The organism is Bradyrhizobium sp. SYSU BS000235 (assembly GCF_049747295.1).
Taxonomy (GTDB): Bacteria; Pseudomonadota; Alphaproteobacteria; order Rhizobiales; family Xanthobacteraceae; genus Afipia.
In genome coordinates this window covers 768,929-789,264 of record NZ_JBMHJM010000001.1, presented here as the reverse complement: position 1 = coordinate 789,264, position 20,336 = coordinate 768,929, and the positions used below count along the sequence as shown (strand labels likewise).

Annotated in this window: 18 protein-coding genes; 11 read left to right on the top strand and 7 right to left on the bottom strand. The window is 59.8% G+C overall.

Going from position 1 to position 20,336, the window contains the following annotated elements; translation table 11 throughout:
- Positions 1–102 precede the first annotated feature (102 nt).
- The 7 genes from glpD (at position 103) to ACP0KA_RS03590 (ending at position 7,697) form a co-directional block, all read left to right on the top strand.
- Positions 103–1,647, top strand: a complete 1,545-nt coding sequence (gene glpD, locus ACP0KA_RS03620; RefSeq protein WP_424627471.1) for a glycerol-3-phosphate dehydrogenase — start codon at positions 103–105, stop codon at positions 1,645–1,647.
- Positions 1,644–2,723, top strand: a complete 1,080-nt coding sequence (locus ACP0KA_RS03615) for an ABC transporter ATP-binding protein (RefSeq protein WP_424627470.1) — start codon at positions 1,644–1,646, stop codon at positions 2,721–2,723. Before glpD ends, ACP0KA_RS03615 begins: the two co-directional genes overlap by 4 nt.
- 8 nt (positions 2,724–2,731) lie before the next feature.
- Positions 2,732–3,817: an ABC transporter ATP-binding protein gene (locus ACP0KA_RS03610; protein WP_424627469.1), complete on the top strand. Its 1,086-nt coding sequence runs from the start codon at positions 2,732–2,734 to the stop codon at positions 3,815–3,817.
- Positions 3,817–4,719 (top strand): carbohydrate ABC transporter permease, encoded by a 903-nt coding sequence (locus ACP0KA_RS03605; RefSeq protein WP_424627468.1) that lies wholly within the window; start codon positions 3,817–3,819, stop codon positions 4,717–4,719. The genes ACP0KA_RS03610 and ACP0KA_RS03605 overlap by 1 nt, the downstream gene beginning before the upstream one ends.
- Positions 4,719–5,525 (top strand): carbohydrate ABC transporter permease, encoded by an 807-nt coding sequence (locus ACP0KA_RS03600; protein WP_424627467.1) that lies wholly within the window; start codon positions 4,719–4,721, stop codon positions 5,523–5,525. The genes ACP0KA_RS03605 and ACP0KA_RS03600 overlap by 1 nt, the downstream gene beginning before the upstream one ends.
- A gap of 3 nt (positions 5,526–5,528) precedes the next feature.
- Positions 5,529–5,855, top strand: coding sequence for a DUF2160 domain-containing protein (locus tag ACP0KA_RS03595; RefSeq protein WP_424627466.1), 327 nt, complete (start codon positions 5,529–5,531; stop codon positions 5,853–5,855).
- A gap of 66 nt (positions 5,856–5,921) precedes the next feature.
- Entirely contained in the window at positions 5,922–7,697 is a 1,776-nt protein-coding gene (locus ACP0KA_RS03590; RefSeq protein ID WP_424627465.1) for an ABC transporter substrate-binding protein, read from the top strand.
- A 117-nt stretch (positions 7,698–7,814) separates the two neighbouring features.
- On the opposite strand, the gene ACP0KA_RS03585 is transcribed toward ACP0KA_RS03590, so the two are convergent.
- The 7 genes from ACP0KA_RS03585 to ACP0KA_RS03555 form a co-directional block, all read right to left on the bottom strand.
- Positions 7,815–8,594, bottom strand: a complete 780-nt coding sequence (locus ACP0KA_RS03585; protein ID WP_424627464.1) for an enoyl-CoA hydratase-related protein — start codon at positions 8,592–8,594, stop codon at positions 7,815–7,817.
- 89 nt (positions 8,595–8,683) lie between these two features.
- The gene (locus ACP0KA_RS03580) at positions 8,684–9,334 is read right to left on the bottom strand and encodes a glutathione S-transferase family protein (RefSeq protein WP_424627463.1); all 651 of its coding nucleotides are present in this window, start codon (positions 9,332–9,334) and stop codon (positions 8,684–8,686) included.
- A 31-nt stretch (positions 9,335–9,365) separates the two neighbouring features.
- Complete coding sequence (locus tag ACP0KA_RS03575) at positions 9,366–10,157, bottom strand: enoyl-CoA hydratase (RefSeq protein ID WP_424627462.1); 792 nt, start codon at positions 10,155–10,157, stop codon at positions 9,366–9,368.
- 27 nt (positions 10,158–10,184) lie between these two features.
- Positions 10,185–11,369: a CaiB/BaiF CoA transferase family protein gene (locus ACP0KA_RS03570; protein WP_424627461.1), complete on the bottom strand. Its 1,185-nt coding sequence runs from the start codon at positions 11,367–11,369 to the stop codon at positions 10,185–10,187.
- A 17-nt stretch (positions 11,370–11,386) separates the two neighbouring features.
- A complete protein-coding gene (locus ACP0KA_RS03565; RefSeq protein ID WP_424627460.1) occupies positions 11,387–11,818 on the bottom strand; it encodes a GlcG/HbpS family heme-binding protein in 432 nt (143 codons plus the stop codon).
- A gap of 22 nt (positions 11,819–11,840) precedes the next feature.
- Positions 11,841–14,825 (bottom strand): FAD-binding and (Fe-S)-binding domain-containing protein, encoded by a 2,985-nt coding sequence (locus ACP0KA_RS03560; protein ID WP_424627459.1) that lies wholly within the window; start codon positions 14,823–14,825, stop codon positions 11,841–11,843.
- A gap of 53 nt (positions 14,826–14,878) precedes the next feature.
- A complete protein-coding gene (locus ACP0KA_RS03555) occupies positions 14,879–15,619 on the bottom strand; it encodes a GntR family transcriptional regulator (RefSeq protein WP_424627458.1) in 741 nt (246 codons plus the stop codon).
- A gap of 204 nt (positions 15,620–15,823) precedes the next feature.
- Here ACP0KA_RS03555 and ACP0KA_RS03550 point away from each other — a divergent pair, with 204 nt between their 5' ends.
- From ACP0KA_RS03550 to ACP0KA_RS03535, 4 genes are all read left to right on the top strand, one after another.
- Positions 15,824–17,029, top strand: coding sequence for a pyridoxal-phosphate-dependent aminotransferase family protein (locus tag ACP0KA_RS03550; protein WP_424627457.1), 1,206 nt, complete (start codon positions 15,824–15,826; stop codon positions 17,027–17,029).
- A gap of 109 nt (positions 17,030–17,138) precedes the next feature.
- Positions 17,139–18,122, top strand: a complete 984-nt coding sequence (locus ACP0KA_RS03545; RefSeq protein ID WP_424627456.1) for a Bug family tripartite tricarboxylate transporter substrate binding protein — start codon at positions 17,139–17,141, stop codon at positions 18,120–18,122.
- Between the two features lie 83 nt (positions 18,123–18,205).
- Entirely contained in the window at positions 18,206–18,748 is a 543-nt protein-coding gene (locus ACP0KA_RS03540) for a tripartite tricarboxylate transporter TctB family protein (protein ID WP_424627455.1), read from the top strand.
- A gap of 23 nt (positions 18,749–18,771) precedes the next feature.
- A complete protein-coding gene (locus tag ACP0KA_RS03535) occupies positions 18,772–20,283 on the top strand; it encodes a tripartite tricarboxylate transporter permease (RefSeq protein ID WP_424627454.1) in 1,512 nt (503 codons plus the stop codon).
- The last annotated feature ends 53 nt before the right edge of the window (positions 20,284–20,336 follow it).

Here is a 20,336-nt window from a genome sequence, read left to right as displayed (position 1 = left end):
CGTTCGGTTCCTTTGTCGCTTGCTTTCGGTTTTGGTTGTGATCTAATCAGAATCGAAAGTGAAATCGCTTAATTCGAAAAGAGCGATCGCCGGGGAAGCGCATTGGAACAGGTTTTCGACCTCGCAATCATTGGCGGAGGGATTAACGGCTGTGGCATCGCGCGGGATGCTGCGGGTCGCGGAAATTCTGTTTTTCTTTGTGAAATGAACGACTTGGCCAGCGGCACGTCATCGTGGTCGAGCAAGCTGATCCACGGCGGCCTGCGCTATCTCGAATATTATGAGTTCCGCTTGGTTCGGGAGGCCTTGATCGAGCGTGAAGTGCTTTGGCAAATCGCGCCCCACATCATCAAGCCGCTGCGATTTGTGCTTCCGCATCACGCGGGCCTGAGACCGGCCTGGCTCCTGCGGCTTGGTCTGTTTCTTTATGACCATCTCGGCGGCCGGCATCTGTTGCCGGCGACACGTTCGCTCGATTTGCGGCGTGACGAGGTTGGGAGGTCATTGGCGCCGGGGCGCTTCACCCGCGGCTTTGAATATTCCGATTGTTTTGTTGATGATGCCCGGCTTGTGGTCCTCAATGCGCGAGATGCAGCGGACCGCGGCGCCGTGATCCGCACGCGGACTCGGGCAGTTGAGGCAAAGCGGCTGGATGACTGCTGGCAGGTGACGTTGGAAGACACGCTCACGGGTGCGCGGGACAGCATCATGGCACGCGTGCTGGTCAATGCCGGTGGTCCGTGGGTTGAAGACGTGCTGGTGCGGCGCGCCGGCATTGATGCCAAGGCCAAAGTCCGGTTGGTCCAGGGATCGCACATCGTCGTGCCACGTCTGTACGACCATGATCGGGCCTACACATTCCAAAATGCCGACGGCCGCGTCGTCTTCGTCATTCCTTATCAAAATGATTTCACGCTGATCGGCACCACTGATCGTGACTACGACGGTGACCCCGCCAAGGTGCGCGCGTCGGCCGAGGAAATCGCCTATCTCTGCCAGTCGGTGAATGATTATCTCGCCAAGCCCGTGAAGCCGAAGGATGTCGTGTGGGCCTATGCCGGCGTTCGGCCGCTGTATGATGACGGTGCGAGCGAAGCAAAAGCGGCGACGCGCGATTATGTTTTCGAATTCGATGCGCCGGGCGGCCTGCCGCTGCTGTCGATCTTCGGCGGCAAGATCACAACGTATCGTCGGCTTGCTGAAGAAGCGCTCGAACGACTGGCGCCGTATCTTCGTGGTACTAAGGAACAGGCTGGGTGGACCGGCAAGGCGTCGTTGCCGGGTGGCGATTTCGATGTCTCAGCCGTTCCGGCGCTAGCGGATGAATTGATCCGCGACCATTTGTTCCTGTCGCGCGCTCTCGCGCTTCGTCTGGCGCACGCCTATGGTACGCGGGCCAGCAAGGTTCTTGGCGATGTCTCGACGGCATCGGATCTCGGGCAATTGTTCGGAGACACGCTCACGGAGCGTGAAGTCCGATATCTCATGACGCACGAGTTCGCTCGCACCGCAGAGGATGTTGTCTGGCGACGGTCCAAGCTCGGTCTGCGCCTGTCGCCTGATGAAGTGAAGGCGCTCGACGACTGGATGACCACCCATCGCAATGGGGCCGCCCGGCCCGTGATGGAGGCGGGAGGCCGTACATGAGCGTCGCTCTCGACAACGTCTCGCGGGAAGTCAGCGGTGTTGCGTGGATTCGCGATGTGTCGCTGACGCTTGAGCGCGGCACGTTGAGCGTGCTGCTCGGGCCGACATTGTCCGGCAAGACGTCGATCATGCGGCTGCTGGCCGGCCTCGACAAGCCGACGTCGGGCCGCGTTCTTGTCGATGGCAAGGATGTCACTGGCGCCGATATTCGCAAGCGTTCAGTTGCCATGGTGTATCAGCAATTCATCAATTATCCGACACTGACAGTTTTCGAGAACATCGCGTCGCCCTTGCGCGTGCAAGGTAAGCCACGCGCGGAGATCGACAAACGAGTCCATGACGCTGCGAAGCTGCTTAAGCTTGAGCCTTACTTGAATCGCACGCCGCTCCAGCTCTCGGGCGGCCAGCAGCAGCGAACGGCGATTGCACGGGCGCTGGTCAAAGGCGCCGATCTCGTGTTGCTCGACGAACCGCTCGCCAATCTTGACTACAAGCTGCGCGAGGAATTGCGCACCGAATTGCCGCGCATTTTTGAGGCGTCCGGCGCCATCTTTGTGTATGCGACCACTGAACCTTCAGAGGCGTTGCTGCTCGGGGGGCGCACCATCTGCATGTGGGAAGGGCAGGCCCTTCAGGTCGGAGCGACGCCCGAGGTGTATCGCCGCCCGGACACCGTTCGCGTTGCGGAAGTATTCTCCGATCCGCCGATGAACACGGTTGGGATCGAGAAGAAGAATGGCTCCATCCTTTATGCCGGTGGTGAGCGCGCGCCGGCCACCGGATTGTTCGAGGGACTGCAGGACGGGCAATACAATGTCGGCTTTCGCGCGCACCAGCTTGAGGTCGCAAGTGCGGTGCCGGGGCGGCATGCATTTTCCGCCAAGGTTTCGGTCACGGAAATCACGGGTTCGGAGAGCTTCGTTCACCTCAACCGCAATGGTTATAATTGGGTTTCGGTGCTGCAAGGCATCCATGAGTTCTTACCCGGACAGGAGCTCAATGCGGTCCTCAACCCGGATGATCTTTTCATTTTTGACGGTTCGGGGCGGCTCGTTGCCGCGCCGCGGTCCATGTGAGGCGTGCCATGGCCCGCATTGATCTCGTTGATCTTGCCCATTCCTACGGAGGTGATGCCGCCGACGCCGCCTCATATGCCTTGAAGCCAATGACCATGACGTGGCGGCAGGGGGGCGCGTACGCGCTGCTGGGTCCTTCGGGCTGCGGCAAGACGACTTTGCTGAACATCATCTCTGGGATCGTCACGCCGTCACGCGGCAAGGTGCTGTTTGACGGCGTCGATATCACGTCGCTGTCCACGCGCGAACGCAACATCGCGCAGGTGTTTCAGTTTCCGGTCATCTACGACACCATGACCGTGGGGCAAAATCTGGCGTTTCCTCTGAAAAACCGCGGATTGCCGCGCGGCGAGATCGACGCGCGTGTGGCCGAGATCGCGAAGTTGCTCGATCTCACGCCGTTCGTGAATCGCAAGGCGGTGCGGCTGAGTGCCGATGCGAAGCAGAAAATCTCTCTTGGCCGCGGGCTGGTACGCCCTGACGTCGCGGCGGTGCTGTTCGACGAACCGCTGACGGTGATTGATCCGCATCTCAAATGGGAACTGCGCTCGAAGCTCAAGGCGCTGCACCAGGCGCTCGATCTCACAATGATCTACGTCACCCACGATCAGACCGAGGCGCTGACATTTGCGGATACGGTGGTGGTGATGCATGACGGCCGTGTGGTGCAGAGCGGGACGCCCGAAGAGCTGTTCGCCAAGCCGGCGCACACTTTCGTCGGCTACTTCATCGGCTCGCCAGGCATGAACATCGTGCCGGCCGAGGTCAAAGGCCGCGAGGCGCGGATCGACGGTCATGCGATCGCTCTCAATAGCACTTATGACAATCTGCCATCTGGTGCGCGCATCGAAATCGGTGTTCGCCCGGAATTTGTGAGCGTGGCGCCCCCAGCGCCAGGGTTGTTGACCGCTAAGATTGAACGGATCGACGACCTTGGGCGTGTCCGTTTTGCGCGTGCGCGTATCGGTGACGTCAAATTCGCCGCGCGCGTGCCCAACGGATTTTCAATTTCGGACAACACCGCCGGCCTTGTGTTCGATCCGGCTCATATTCACGTTTATGCCGATAGCGTTCTGGTTGAGGGGCGCGCCTGATGGACAAGACGATCAATAACAAGGCCTGGCTTCTGGTACTCCCGGTCTTTCTGATCGTGGCGTTTTCCGCGATCCTGCCGCTGATGACCGTTGTGAACTATTCCGTGCAGGACACGTTCGGCAACAATCAGTTCTTCTGGAATGGTGTCGGCTGGTTCAAGGAACTGCTCGATCCGTCGACGGATCTCGGATCGCGTTTTCTCGCGTCGCTCGGCCGCAATTTGATGTTCTCGGCGATCATTCTCGCCATCGAAGTCCCGCTTGGAATTCTCGTTGCGCTCTCGATGCCGCGCGAGGGATGGCGCGTCGCGGCCTGTCTTGTGATCCTCGCGCTGCCGCTGCTGATCCCATGGAACGTGGTCGGCACGATCTGGCAGATTTTCGGACGCCCCGACATCGGCCTGATGGGCTATGCGCTTAACAAGATGGGCCTGGACTATAATTACGTGTCCAACAGTTTCGATGCGTGGGCCACCATCATCGTCATGGACGTTTGGCATTGGACCAGTCTCGTGGCGCTGTTGTGCTACGCGGGGCTGAAGTCCATTCCCGATGCCTATTATCAGGCGGCGCAGATCGACGGTGCTTCTCGCTGGGCCATCTTCACGGCGATTCAGCTGCCGAAAATGAAACGCGTGCTGCTGATCGCAGTTTTGTTGCGCTTTATGGATAGCTTTATGATCTACACCGAGCCGTTCGTGGTGACCGGCGGTGGTCCCGGCAATTCCACCACGTTCGTCTCCATTGAACTGGTGAAGATCGCGCTGGGGCAGTTCGACCTCGGCAAGGCTGCAGCGCTGTCGATCGTCTATAACCTCGTTATCCTGATCGTGTGCTGGGTGTTCTACACGGTGATGACGAACGCCGACAATGAACGCACCCCGGAAGCAGGAGGCGCGTGATGCATTCAATTCCCGGGCGCCGCATTATCCTCTTGCTGTTTTTGATCTTTCTGTTGTTGCCGATCTACTGGCTCATCAACATGAGCTTCAAGACCAATACAGAGATCGTGACCACCATGACTCTTTGGCCGACCCATCCGACGCTTGTGCACTACAAGCGCATCTTTACAGATTCGAGTTGGTATTCCGGCTACATCAACTCGCTGCAATACGTCATCATCAATACGATCATCTCAATCTCGTTCGCGCTCCCCGCGGCTTACGCCTTTTCGCGCTACCGCTTCCTCGGTGACAAGCATCTGTTCTTTTGGCTGCTGTCCAATCGCATGGCGCCGCCGGCGGTGTTCGCGCTACCGTTCTTCAATTTGTATTCGGCGATCAATCTGTTCGACACGCCCTGGGCGGTGGCGCTGGCCCACTGTCTTTTCAATGTGCCGCTGGCGGTGTGGATCCTCGAAGGTTTCATTTCGAGTGTGCCGAAAGAGATCGACGAAACCGCATTCCTGGATGGTTATTCTTTCCCGCGGTTCTTCGTGAAGATCCTGATGCCCCTGATTGCAAGCGGCATCGGTGTGGCGGCTTTCTTCTGTTTCATGTTCTCGTGGGTCGAGTTGTTGCTCGCGCGCACGTTGACCTCGGTCAACGCCAAGCCGATCGCAGCGACTATGACACGGACGATTTCGGCCTCAGGTATGGATTGGGGACTGCTGGCGGCTGCCGGCGTCCTGACCATCATTCCAGGGGCTCTGGTGATCTGGTTTGTGCGCAACTACATCGCGCGCGGTTTCGCGCTTGGACGGGTGTGAACCATGGAAAACATCGCATGGATGGCCTGGACGCTGCCGACCGCGATTTTCTTCGGCCTTCTGGCAGCAACGCTTGCAACCATGACCTGGCTTGCGGTCCGATATCCGGAAGCAGAACGCGTTGGCATTCTGAAAATTCCGACCACTCGGGGCGATCGTTTGTTTATTTCGCTGATTACAGCAGCGGTCATTCATCTTTTGTGGATTGGCTTTGTCGGCGCCGGTTCGATTGCGACGCTTCCGATCGGCGAAGGCGTCGAGATATCGAGCCTGTGGCTCGCCAGCGTGATTTCGCTCGTCACGGCCGTTGTCATATTTCGCAACGTCTAGACGGGTGGAGAGAGGCAGATCTGGGATCAACCCGGACCTGGAGTTTGTGTTTCAACGGAGGAAACCATGCGACATACAACACGAAATCGTCTTTTGACGATGACAAGCGCGATGGCGCTGATGGCAGCCTCGGCTGCAATCACCGCTCCAGCCTTCGCGGATGAAGCGGCAGCGAAAAAGTGGATCGACAGTGAATTCCATCCTTCGACGCTCTCGAAGGAAGACCAGATGAAGGAGATGCAGTGGTTCATCAAGGCTGCTGAACCCTTCAAGGGCATGGAAATCAATGTCGTCTCGGAAACGATCACGACACACGAATACGAATCCGGCACGCTCGCCAAGGCGTTCACCGAGATCACCGGCATCAAGCTCAAGCACGATCTCATCCAGGAAGGTGACGTCGTCGAAAAACTGCAGACACAGATGCAGTCCGGCAAGAACGTCTATGACGGCTGGATCAACGATTCCGACCTGATCGGCACGCACTTCCGCTACAATCAGACGGTGGTGCTGTCGGACTACATGACCGGCGAGGGCAAGGATGTCACCGATCCGATGCTCGATGTCGATGACTTCATCGGCAAGTCGTTCACGACCGCACCGGACGGCAAGCTCTATCAGCTTCCGGATCAGCAATTCGCGAACGTGTACTGGTTCCGCTACGACTGGTTCACCAATCCGGAGTTCAAGGCGAAGTTCAAGGCCAAGTATGGCTACGAACTCGGCGTGCCGGTGAACTGGTCGGCGTATGAAGACATTGCCGAGTTCTTCACCAACGACATCAAGGAAATCAACGGTGTCAAAGTCTATGGTCACATGGACTACGGCAAGAAGGACCCGTCGCTCGGTTGGCGGTTCACCGATGCATGGCTCTCGATGGCCGGCAATGGCGACAAGGGCATTCCGAACGGCAAGCCGGTCGACGAATGGGGTATCCGCATGGAAGGCTGCCGGCCGGTCGGTTCGTCGATCGAACGCGGCGGCGACACCAACGGCCCTGCCGCAGTATACTCGATCGTCAAATATCTCGACTGGCTGAAGAAGTACGCTCCGCCCCAGGCGCAGGGCATGACCTTCTCAGAGTCGGGTCCTGTGCCTGCACAGGGCAATATCGCGCAGCAGATCTTCTGGTACACCGCCTTCACCGCGGACATGGTGAAGCCCGGCCTGCCGGTGATGAATGCTGACGGCACGCCGAAGTGGCGCATGGCGCCTTCGCCCCATGGCGCCTACTGGAAGGAAGGCATGAAGCTCGGCTATCAGGACGCCGGTTCAGCGACCTTGCTCAAGTCGACGCCTGCTGATCGCCGTAAGGCCGCCTGGCTCTACCTTCAGTTCATCAACTCAAAGACGGTGAGCCTGAAGAAGAGCCATGTCGGTCTCACCTTCACGCGCGAGTCGGACATCTGGGACAAATCGTTCACCGAACGTGCACCGAAGCTCGGTGGTCTGATCGAGTTCTACCGCTCGCCCGCACGCGTGCAGTGGACCCCGACCGGCAACAACGTGCCTGATTATCCGAAGCTGGCACAGCTGTGGTGGCAGAACATCGGCGATGCCTCGTCCGGTGCGAAGACAGCGCAGGCCGCGATGGATTCGCTCGCGGCAGCGCAGGACTCCGTGATGGAGCGTCTCGAGAAGTCGGGCGTGCAGGGCGCCTGCGGGCCCAAGCTCAATCCGAAGCAGACGGCCGAGTATTGGTTCGCGAAGTCCGAGAAGGACGGCAACATTGCGCCTCAGCGCAAGTTGGCCAACGAAAAGCCGAAGGGCGAGACCGTCGACTACGATACGCTGATCAAGTCGTGGCCGGCGACACCGCCGAAGCGTGCCGCAGCCAAGTAAGATTTCGCAAGGAATCCACGAGAAGGCCGGGAGCAATCCCGGCCTTTTTTCTTTTGCAAATGTGGCGTGCGGCCGTAAGCCGAGCCGCCTGTACTTCAAGGCAGAACTGGATGGACGTTATCGTCCCTTCCACTGCGGCGCGCGCTTCTCGGAGAAGGCCTTTGGACCTTCGATGTAATCTTCTGACGCGGCAAGCGCCTTGACCGCTGGATAATCACGCTGTTCGGCCAGCGCCTGTTCGAGCGAAACGCCAAGCCCGCGGTGGATGGTCTGTTTTGACGCGCGGATGGACATCGGACCGTTTTGCAGGATCAGGTTCGCCCAGCGCTCGGCGGCTGCCAGCGCCTGCCCCTGAGACACCACTTCATTGACGAAACCGAGTTCGAATCCCTCGCGGGCCGACACATGACGGCCGGTGAGAATCATGCCCATGGCGCGCTTGAGGCCGATCTGACGCGGCAGGCGGTGCAATCCACCTGCGAGGGCGGCAAGGCCGACGCGCGGTTCCGGCAGTGCAAACACCGCATTCTCTGCTGCAATGATCAGGTCGCAGGCCAGTGCGATCTCGAATCCGCCACCCATGGCAACACCGTTGACAGCCGCGATGATCGGCTTGTCGCAATCAAAGCGCTCGGTCAGTCCCGCGAAGCCGCTCTTGTCCCAGCCGCGTTTGCCGCCTGCGGCTTGCCATTTCAGGTCGTTGCCGGCGGAGAATGCCTTTTCGCCGGCGCCCGTCACGATGGCGATCCACTGCTCCGGGTCGTTGGCAAACTCGTCGAACACGCGATGCAATTCAAAGTGCGCCGGTGAATGCATGGCATTCATGACTTCGGGGCGATTGAGCGTCACGATCGTGATGCGGCCCTTGCGTTCGACCTTGGCGAATTCGTACGTCATTGTTCTTGTCCTTGGCGTTTCTTGGGATGCAGCGTTGCGGGATCAGACTTCGATCATGCTGCTGTTTTAGCCGAGGAGCGCCGCTCTATCTAGCTGGTCACCGGGACCTTTTGTTCGATGCCGGCGCTGTTCTGGGATGCGATGGCGCGGCGAAAGCCTGCCCGTTCCTTGAGGCGGAACCAGTAGGCTTGGATGGCTGGTGTGAATTGCGCCGCCAGGCCGTTGGATTGCGCGAACATCAGCGCGTAGCCAACCGAGATGTCTGCTGCGGTGAAACGTCCGGCGCAGATCGTGTCCGAGTGGGATACGATGGCCTCAACGCCTCGAAGACGAGCCAGGAACCAGCGCGCATAGTCCGCCGCAGCCTGAGGGTTCTTGCGTTCGTCGGGCTCGAGTTGGGCGTAGCGAAAGTAGATCGTCTGCGGAAACGTCAGCGTCGCTTCGCCGAAGTGAAGCCAGTTCAGAAATGCGCCATAGGCAGGTTCATCCGGCGTCACTGCCAGCGGCGAGGGGCCGTAGCGGGTGACCAGATATTGGCAGATGGCCGCGGACTCGGTCATCCGCGTCTCGCCATCGATCAGAAGCGGGATCGTTCCCAGCGGATTGAGTTCGAGATATTCCCGTTGGAGAAAACGCGGAGGAAACGGCAGCATCCGCAGGTCATAGGACAGGCCGAGTTCTTCGAGCGTCCAGAGCGGCCGGAATGAGCGGGCGTTGGCGCAGTGATAGAGAGTCAGCATTCTCGCAAGTTCTCCCTTTCACCGCGGTGCATCAGCGTCCCTTGAAGACAGGCTTGCGCTTCTCCATGAAGGCGGTCCGGCCTTCTTCATAATCCGCGCTCTTGAAGCACTGCGTGACCACGTCCTCGCAGCGTTTCATGTCCCGCTTCAGTTCATCCTTGCAAGCTTCGCCGACGATGAACTTGATTGAATCGACGGTGAGAGGCGCATTGGCGGCGATCGTGTCGGCATAGCTCTTCACGTAGGATTCGAGGTCGTAGTTCTCGACCATGCGATTGACGAGGCCCATTTCGACGGCCTCCATGGCGTCGAACTGCCGCGCGGTGAAGAAGATTTCCTTGGTGAAAGATGGGCCGACCACGTCCATCAGCCGCTTCACGCCGGGATAGCCGTAGCCGAGGCCGAGCTTTGCAGCCGGTACTGCGAAGCGCGCATCTTCCGAGCAGATGCGCAGGTCGCAGCAACTGGCAAGTCCCATGCCGCCGCCGACGCAGAAACCGCGGATCTGCGCGATGGTCGGCTTGGGAAATTCGTGGACGCTCGCGTACGCAGCTTCAACAGCTTCATTGTAGCGTTTCACGCCTTCTTCGGATGATCGTTCATCGCCGAATTTGGAGATATCGGCTCCGGCCACGAAGGCCTTGTCGCCGGCGCCCGCGAGCACGACGACGCGAATTTCGGGATCCTTGGCATATTCACCCATCAACCGGGTACAGGCCTGCCACATCTCCAGTGACATTGCGTTGCGGCGCTCAGGATTGTTGAAGATGATGTAGCCGACGTTGCCGTCTTTGCGGGAGAGTACCTTGTCGGTCTGGGTCATTGTCGAGGTCCTTGAAACTGGAAGAATTCAGACGACCTTGCTTTGCTGAAGCGAGGCGATCTCTTGGTCACTGAAGCCGAATTCGGTGAGCACGTCCTTTGTCTGCTCTCCAACGAGCGGGGGGCGTGCGGCCATGCGGCTCGGCGTGCGTGACAAGGTGAAGGGTTGGCCGACGAGGCGGGTGTCGGTCTCCGGGACGTCCTGCGCGATGCCGAGGTGTTTGACCTGCTCGTCATCAAATACCTCATCGATGGAGTAGATCGGTCCGCAGGGCACGCCTGCTGCGTTGAGGATCCCGACCCATTCATCGGTCGTCCGCTTGGTCAGGTGGGTCTCGATCGCAGCATTGAGCGTGTCGCGGTTCTTGGACCGTGAGGTGATGGTTGCGTAGTCGGGGTTGGTCAGCAAGTCGGGAGCTTCGATCGCTTTCGCGAAACGCTCCCAGATCTTGCCGCCGGTGGTGGCGATATTGATGTAGCTGTCGCGGGTTTTGAACACGCCGGTGGGAATGCTGGTGGGATGATTGTTGCCGGCCTGTTTGGGCACCTCGTTCTCCATCAGCCAGCGTGCGGCCTGGAAATCGAGCATGAAGATCATCGCCTGCAGCAGCGAAGTCTGTATCCATTGCCCTTCGCCGGAGACATCGCGTTCCAGTAGGGCGGTGAGAATGCCAAGCGCGCAGAATAAGCCTGCGGTGAGATCGGCCACCGGAATCCCGGCGCGCACCGGCCCATGGCCCGGAAGGCCGGTGATCGACATCAGGCCGCCCATGCCCTGCGCAATCTGGTCGAAGCCGGGGCGCTTGCTGTAGGGACCATCCTGGCCGAAGCCCGAGATGCTGGCATAGACGATGCGCGGATTGATCTTGCGCATGCTGTCGTAGTCGATGCCGAGCTTGGCTTTGACATCGGGCCGGAAGTTCTCGACGATCACATCGGCCTTTGCGGCGAGGCGCTTGAAAACCTCCAGTCCCTTCGGGTCTTTCAGGTTCAGCGTCATCGCGCGCTTGTTGCGATGAAGGTTCTGGAAATCGGGGCCATGGCGAGGGCCGCCGGGCTGTTCGCTGTCCGCGAGATCCGTCGGCGCCTCGATCTTGATGACGTTCGCGCCCCAGTCGGCGAGCTGGCGTACAGCAGTCGGACCGGAGCGTATCCTGGTCAGGTCCAGCACTGTGAAGCGGGCTAGAGCCTGCGAGGCCCTCGGAAACGTCATATGGCTCTCCGTGGAGATTATCCGGCGTTCGCGACAAGACCGGCGGCTTCGATGCCGGCCAGTGCGCAGATTTCATCGTTATCGGATGTATCGCCGCTGATGCCAATAGCCCCCAGAAGCACACCACCCTTGTCCTTGATGAGGACCCCGCCGGGCACCGGGACCAACTGGCCGCGTGCCATGGTGTTGATGGCATCGACGAAATAGGGCTGCTCGTTCGCTCGCTTGAAAATGGCGCGGGAGCCCATGCCGAGCGCCAGCGCACCGTAAGCCTTGCCGTGTGCAATCTCCGCGCGCAGCAGGCTGGTGCCGTCCTGGGCCATCACGGTCTTGATGCAGCCGCGGGCATCGAGCACGGCAACCACCAGCGGGTTGATCTTCAACTCCTTGCTCTTGGCGAGCGCGGCATCGACGATCTTGCGGGCGACATCGAGGGTGAGGTCGGTCATGAGGCAATCCTTCTTGATGGTTTTATGAAAGAGCGGGGTTTTTGGCGGTACCTTGATCGAGGCTTATGGCAAGGACGCGGGCCACATGCAACGCGCCGCGACCCGAGCCATCCTTGATTTGATGGCGGCAGGATGTGCCGTCCGCAACGATCAGCGCGTTATCGGCTGCACTGCGCACAGCGGGCAGCAATGATGCCTCGGCCATTTCGAGGGAGACATCATAGGTATCGGCGCCATAGCCGAATGCGCCGGCCATCCCGCAGCAGCTGGATTCGATCTTCGTCACCTTCAGGCCGGGGATAAGACGCAGGATTTTCTCCACCGGCGCGAATGCGCCGAAGGATTTCTGATGGCAGTGGCCATGGACGAGGGCGCTCTTGTCGATGGCGCCGAGCGGAAGCTGCAATCGACCGGCCTCCGCCTCGCGCACCAGAAACTCTTCGAACAGCAGAGCATTCTTGCTGACGGTTTTCGCCGCGTCATCGGAACGGAGCGACAGCAACTCATCGCGCAGCGTCAGCAGGCAGCTCGGCTCGAGTCCCACGATGGGCACGCCACGCTCAGCAAAAGGCATCAGCGTCTCAACCACGCGTTTCAGCTCAGCCTTGGCATTATCGACAAGCCCGGCCGACAGGAACGTGCGGCCGCAGCACAGCGGCCGGCCGCCGTCGGCGGCGCGGGGCAGGTGGACCCGGTAACCGCCGTCAACGAGCACGCGCAGGGCGGCGTCGAGATTCTCGCGCTCATAGGTGCGATTGAACGTATCGGCGAAGAGGACCACTTCGTGGCCGGTGGTTGGTCCATAGGCCTCCGCCGCGGGATTGAAGGTGTCGCGCCGCCAGGCCGGCAAATCGCGCTGCGCGCTGATGCCGGCGAATTTCTCCAGCAGCCAGCGCAATGTCGCGCTCTTGTTGCGGAGGTTCGCCAGCGGCGCGAAGCGCGATGCGAACCCGGCATAATGCGGCAGGTAGCTAACCAGCCGGTCGCGCAACGACAAACCATATTTGTCGGCGCGCGCAGCCAGCACCTCGATCTTCATTTTGGCCATATCGACGCCGGTCGGGCATTCATGACGGCAAGCTTTGCAGGAGACGCACAGCTTCATCGTCTCCATCATATCGTCGGATGTCAGAGCATCAGGGCCAAGCTGTCCGGAGATCGCTAGCCGCAGCGTGTTGGCGCGGCCGCGCGTGACGTCCTTCTCGTTCCGCGTGGCGCGGTAGGACGGACACATCACGCCGCCTTCCAGCTTGCGGCAGGCGCCATTGTTGTTGCACATCTCGACGGCGCCCTGAAAGCCGCCGGCTGCGCCCGGATAGGCCGACCAGTCGAGGGCCGTCTTGAAATCCTGCACCTTGTAGTCGGGCTTGTAGCGAAACAGCGAGCGATCATCCATGCGCGGCGGATGGACGATCTTGCCGGGGTTGAGCGTGTTGTCCGGATCGAAACGCTCTTTCACTTCCTCGAAGGCGTGAACGATGCGCGAGCCAAACATGGTTTCGTGAAATTCGGAGCGGACAATGCCATCGCCATGCTCGCCGGAATGCGAGCCCTTGTACTCGCGGACCATGGCGAAGGCTTCTTCGGCGATGGCACGCATCGCCTTGACGTCCTTGTCCAGCTTCAGATTGAGAACCGGGCGGACATGGAGGCATCCCTCGGAAGCGTGGGCATACATGGTGCCGCGCGTGCCGTGCTTTTCGAAAACCTTGTTCAGGCGTTCGGTGTAATCCGCAAGGTGAGGCAGCGGCACAGCACAGTCTTCGACGAAGGAGACAGGTTTGCCTTCCTGCTTCATCGACATCATGATGTTGAGGCCGGATGTGCGGAAATCCGAGATCGCGGCTTGCATCGCAGGCTCGACGACGTCCACCACGCCGCCCCAGCGCCGCTTCGGCTGGTCCCAGCCGAAACCGAGGTCGCCCATCAGCTCGCTGAGCTGCTTCAACTTGGCAAGATTTGCAGCCTGATCCGGTTCAGCGAATTCTACGACCAGCAAAGCCTCCGGCTCGCCGCGCACCACGGCCTCGATGGTCGGCCTGAACATTGCGATGTCACGGCCAAGCGCAATCATGGTGCTGTCGACCAGCTCGACAGCAATCGGCTTCAACTTGACGAGATGCTGTGCCGCATCCATCGCCTCGTAGAAGCTGCCGAAGTGACAGACGCCGAATACTTTGCTGCCGAGCAGCGGCCACAGCTTGAGCTCGACTTTCGTGGTAAAGGCGAGAGTACCTTCCGAGCCCACGAGAAGATGAGCCATATTGTTGGTCGGGCGTGGCGTCAGCGCATCGAGATTGTAGCCGCCGACGCGCCGCTGCACATGCGGGAAACGCGCCGCGATCTCGCCGGCTTCGCGGTCGCCGAGCGCCAGCATATCGCGGAACAGGTCGCGGCCCGGCTGCTCGGTGTTCTGCCACGCCGTGTCGCGTGCGACCTCGCCGAAATGCAAAAGTGTCCCGTCGGCGAGCGCCGCGTCCATCGAGATGGTGTTGTCGCGCATGGTGCCGTAGCGCAATGACCGTCCGCCGCAGGAGTTGTTGCCGGCCATGCCGCCGATGGTGGCACGTGATGCGGTGGAGACATCGACCGGAAACCACAGTCCATGTTTCTTCAGCTGGCGGTTGAGATCATCGAGCACGATACCCGGCTCGACCACGCAGGTCTGCTTCTCGACATCCAGCAAGAGAATGCGATTGAGGTGCTTGGAGAAATCGACAACGAGACCTTCATTGACGGTCTGTCCGCATTGCGAGGTACCGCCGCCGCGCGGGGTGACAATGCGTCCGTCATCGCGCCCGATCGCCAGCGCGCGCAGCGCCTCGTCCATGGTGCGGGGCACGACCACGCCGAGCGGCTTGATCTGATAGAAGGAGGCATCGGTGGCGTAGCGCCCGGTGCTGAAGGAATCAAACAGCACATCGCCGGTGATTTCGCGCGACAGGCGTGCGGCGAGGGCGCTGTCCTGCGCGGTGGTTGGTTTCTGTGCGGCCTTCTGCTGAGCCATTATGGATCTCGATCAGGATGAGCTGAGCGGGCGCTTCAAAGCGCCCGTTGATTTCAGGGCGTGTCGCGCAGTGCCGACACATCGGCAGGCGGACTGCTCTTGGGCTGGTGCTCGCGAACGTATTCACACACCGCTTCGCATTTGCCGCGCATGTGGTCGAACATCAGTTTACCCATTTTCTCGCCGTCGCGGCGGCGAAGGGCATCGACAATGGCTTCATGCTCGCGCATGGCGTCGCTCAGGCGGTCGCGGTGAATGAGGTTCGCCGAATATCGCAACCGTCGGACGATGGCGTTTGCGTTTGCATAGTTCGCGCTCAGGAACGGGTTCGCGGCGGCATCCACGATGGCCTGATGAATCTTCTGGTTCAGGCGGAAGTAGTCCGCGAGTTCGTGCCGCAGGTAGTGGGCATACATCTCCAGGTGCATCCGTTCGATTGCGGCGATGGCTTCGTCCGAAATGCGTTCGCAGGCAGCGCGCCCGGCAATGAAGTCGAGGCCTGCGATCAGCTCAAACAGATTGCGGATGTCGGCTTCAGAAAACTGACGCACGCGCGCGCCGCGATTGGGAAGAAGTTCGATCAATCCCTCTGAGGCCAGAACCTTGAGTGCCTCACGGAGGGGCGTGCGGGACACGTCAAAGCGTTCGCACAGTTCGCGCTCGGGGATTCGGCTGCCCGGCTCGAGATGGCCTTCGACAATGTAATCGCGGATTTGGCTCAGCAGGTCGCTGTGCAGCGATGCGGGCTGGGTCTCGACAATCTCCAGCGATGTGGCCCTCAAAAGATTATTCAAAATCTGATGCCTCCGGGGTTGTGGGGATCGCGTGCTGGATTCGAAAATTCCAGAAATTGGTGCGCGTCACGCTCTCTAATATCCACAAATCTAGACGTAGCGGATTTTTGGGTTGTGAAAAAGAATAATCTGAATACAATCTGCCCCAACAAAATCTCGCATCGCACAAAATTTGCATGCAAAATATCGGGAGCGCCGCACGTCATGTCCAACAGCACAGTCCACACCGGGCGGCATTTTCTTCAAATCCCGGGTCCGACCAACGTTCCGGATCGCGTGCTGCGTGCGATGGATATGCCGACCATCGATCATCGTGGACCGGAGTTCGCTCAACTCGGGCTTGAGGTGATCGAGGGCAGCAAGAAGGTCTTCAAGACAAAGAACCCCGTCATCATCTATCCGTCGTCCGGTACCGGCGCGTGGGAAGCCGCGATCGTCAATACGCTGTCCCCGGGTGACAAGGTGCTGATGGTCGAAACTGGACACTTCGCGACGCTGTGGCGCGCGATGGCGGACCGGCTGAAGCTGGACGTGGAATTCGTGCCGGGTGACTGGCGCCATGGCGCGTCCCCTGAAGACATCGAAGCGCGGCTGTCGCAGGACAAGCAGCATGCCATCAAGGCTGTGATGGTGGTGCACAACGAAACGTCCACCGGCGTCACCAGCCGTATTCATGAGATTCGCAAGGCGATCGACGCGGCGAAGCATCCCGCATTGTTCCTGGTGGACACCATCTCGTCGCTCGGCTCGATCGACTACGATCACGACGGCTGGGGCGTGGATGTCACTGTATCCTGCTCGCAGAAGGGCTTGATGCTGCCGCCGGGCCTTGGCTTCAACGCGGTGTCGGACAAGGCGCTCGCAGCGTCGAAAAACAACAGCATGCTCCGATCCTATTGGGATTGGCATGAGATTATTGCCGCCAACAAGACCGGTTCATGGTCCTACACGCCGGCGACGAACATGCTCTACGGTCTCAAGGAAGCCATCGCCATGCTGATGGAGGAGGGGCTCGACAATGTGTTCGCCCGTCACAAGCGGCATGCAGCGGCGGCGCGCGCCGCGGTCGATGCGTGGGGTCTGGAAAATCTCTGCCTTGATCCGCGCGAATATTCTCCGATTCTGACCGCAGTCGTGATGCCTGAAGGACACGATGCCGACCAATTCCGCAAGGTGACGCTCGATAACTTCGACATGTCGCTGGGCGCGGGCCTCAGCAAGATCAAGGGCAAGGTTTTCCGCATCGGTCATCTCGGTCATTTCAACGACCTGATGCTGATGGGCACGCTCGCGGGCGTCGAGATGGCGCTCGGGCTCGCGAAGGTGCCGCATAAGGCCGGTGGCGTGATGGCGGCAATGAATGTGCTGACCGGAAGCGGTACAGCCGCGACGAAAGCAGCAGTCGCCTGATCTCGGCGACGCTTGAATTGATGCTGTGAAATCCGCAGGATAGCGGAGAAGCAACAAAGGGTTCGGTCCGGTCAGACCGGGCTTACAAAACGACACAGGGAGAAACGGCATGAAGAATCTCATCAAGGCTACAAGTGTGCTTGCAACGCTGGCGGTAGCTACGCCCGCTATGGCCTGGGAGCCCACAAAGCCGGTCGAAATCGTCGTCGCCGCAGGTGCAGGCGGCGCGTCCGACCAGATGGCGCGCATGATGCAAGCCGCCATTCAGAAGAACAATCTGATGAAACAGCCCATGATCGTGACGCTCAAAGGCGCTGCGTCGGGCGCGGAAGCCTTGATGTATATGAAGGGCAGCGATGGCGATCCCAACAAGATCCTGATCGCCTATTCGCTGATCTACATGCTGCCATTGTCGGCGAAGATTCCGTTCAACTGGCGCGATCTGACGCCCGTCTCCGTCATCGCCATGGACCAGTTCGTGCTGTGGGACAACGCGAGCGGTCCGAAGACCGTGAAGGATTTCATTGCAGCGGCAAAGGCGGCAAGTTCCCCGTTCAAGCTTGGTGGCACCGGTTCGAAGCGTGAGGACCACGTGCTTACGGTCTTCATGGAAAAGAAGACCGGCGCGAAGTTCTCCTATCTGCCGTACAAGTCGGGCGGCGAGGCAGCGACGCAGCTTGTCGGAAACCATGTTGATGCGAACGTCAACAATCCGTCGGAAAATCTCGAAGTCTGGCGTGCGGGACAGGTGCGGGCACTCTGCGTCTTCGACAAAGAGCGCATCTCGTACAAGACGAAGGTGACCGAGACGCAGTCGTGGAATGACGTGCCGACCTGCAAGGAAGAAGGTCTCGACATGCAGTACCTGATGCTGCGCGCGATGTTCCTGCCCGGCAAGGTGACACCTGAGCAGGTCGCGTTCTACGACGATCTCTTCAAGAAGGTGACGCAGACTGCTGAATACAAGGAATACATGGAAAAGCAGGCTCTCAAGCCGGTCTATATCAACGGCAAGGAGATGCTGAAATTCCTTGAAGAAGACGACGCCGTCAACAAGTCGCTGATGACCGAAGCCGGCTTCGTCGCGAAGTAAGATACGCATTCGTCATCCGGTGCCGTCTCCTGGCGGCACCGGATCCAGTTCTCTGCTTCAAGCGAACCTGCGGCAATTTCACCATGGCAAATCAAGACATCGAAATCGTTGTCGAGGATCCGACGGCGCCTGAGGAAAGTTCTCCCGCCGTTGCCGACAACCGCACGGTTGAAGCGGTGGTGATGGTGTTGTTAGGTGCTTTGGCAATCCTGCTTGGCTGGGATAACTGGCGCACCGGTGCGTCGTGGGATGATACTGGGCCGCAGGCCGGCTATTTCCCGTTCTATCTTTCAATCATCCTCGGCGGAGCCTCGCTTTATGGCCTGGTCGGCGTGCTGGTGAAGCGCAGCGAGCCGGCGGAGACCTTCGTCACCCGCGCCCAGCTTCGCCGTGTGCTGCAAGTGTTCGTGCCGACGTTTCTGTTTTGCTTCGCCATGCAATGGCTTGGGCTCTATGTCGCGAGCTTCCTTCTCATCGCGGGCTTCATGGCGATCATTGGGAAGATTGCGTGGTGGAAGTCGCTGCTTACGGCTTTCATCTTCGTCGCCATCATGTTCGTGACGTTCGATATCGCGTTTGACGTCATCATGCCGAAGGGACCGCTCGAAGCGGCCTTGGGCCGCTAAGATACAGCCGGTAGGACAGGGTCATGGAAGCATTAGGTCTGCTGTTGCACGGCTTCGCAGTACTTTTCACCTGGAAGATTCTTGCCTTGATGATGGTCGGCCTGGTGCTCGGCATCTTCGTCGGCGTGCTGCCTGGCCTCGGCGGTCCCAACGGCGTGGCGATCCTGCTGCCGCTGACCTTCACGATGGATCCGACATCGGCCATCGTGATGCTGTCCTGCATCTATTGGGGCGCATTGTTCGGCGGCGCCATCACGTCGATCCTGTTCAACATTCCCGGCGAAGCCTGGTCAGTCGCGACGACCTTCGACGGCTATCCGATGGCGCAGCAGGGCAAAGCGGCTGAAGCGCTCACGGCGGCGTTTACGTCGTCCTTTATCGGCTCGCTCGCCGCGGTGATGCTGATCACTTTTCTTGCGCCGGCGATTTCATCCTTTGCGCTCCGCTTCGGCCCGCCGGAATTCTTCGCCGTCTATCTGCTGACGTTCTGCTCCTTCGTCGGGCTTGGGCGCGAGGCCAAGCACAAGACCGTCATCTCGATGGCGCTGGGCCTGCTGCTTGCGGGCGTCGGCCTCGATACGGTATCCGGTCAGCTCCGCATGACGTTTGAATCTGCCGACCTGATGCGCGGCATCAACTTCCTCGTCGCGGTGATTGGTCTGTTCGGCATCAGCGAAATTCTGCTCACGATGGAGGAGCGGCTGGCGTTGCGCGGACATGCCGCCCGCATCAGCCTGAGGACTGTGTTGAATGTCTGGAAAGACTTGCCGAAGTACTGGGCCACGTTGATCCGATCGTCGGTCATCGGCTGCTGGCTCGGCATCACGCCGGGCGGCGCCATTGCCGCGTCGTTCATGGGTTACAACCTGGCCAAGCGCTTCTCCAAGGACAAGGACAGTTTCGGCAAGGGACGTATCGAGGGCGTGTTCGCGCCCGAAACGGCGGCGCATGCCTCGGGTACCGCGGCGCTGCTGCCGATGCTTGCGCTCGGCATCCCAGGCTCGGGCACAGCGGCAATATTGCTTGGCGGCCTGATGGTATGGGGACTGAATCCAGGGCCGTTGCTGTTCGTCGAGCATAAGGACTTCGTCTGGGGTCTGATCGCGTCGATGTATCTCGGCAATGTCGTCGGCCTTGCGCTGGTACTCACCACGGTGCCGATCTTTGCATCCATTCTGCGTGTGCCATTCGCAGCCATCGCGCCGATGATCGTGGTGTCCTGCGCGATCGGTGCCTATGCGATCCAGAATGCAATGTTCGACATCTGGCTCATGCTGCTGTTCGGCGTGGTTGGCTATGTGTTCAAGAAGATCGGCATTCCGCTGGCCCCGTTCACGCTGGCGCTGGTGCTGGGCAGCCGCGCGGAAGATGCTTTCCGGTTGGCGATGATCGGATCAGGCGGTCACGTCTCGGTGTTCTGGTCGAACGGATTGGTCGGTTCGATCACGACGCTCGCGATCGTTCTGCTGTTCTGGCCGTTGATTGATCGTGTAATCGAGAGCTTCGGCCGTCGCAGAGCGCCGGCGAACGCCTAGTTCACGCGCCATTTCACCTCATGCTTTGCAATGAGGTGAAATGGCGTTCACGA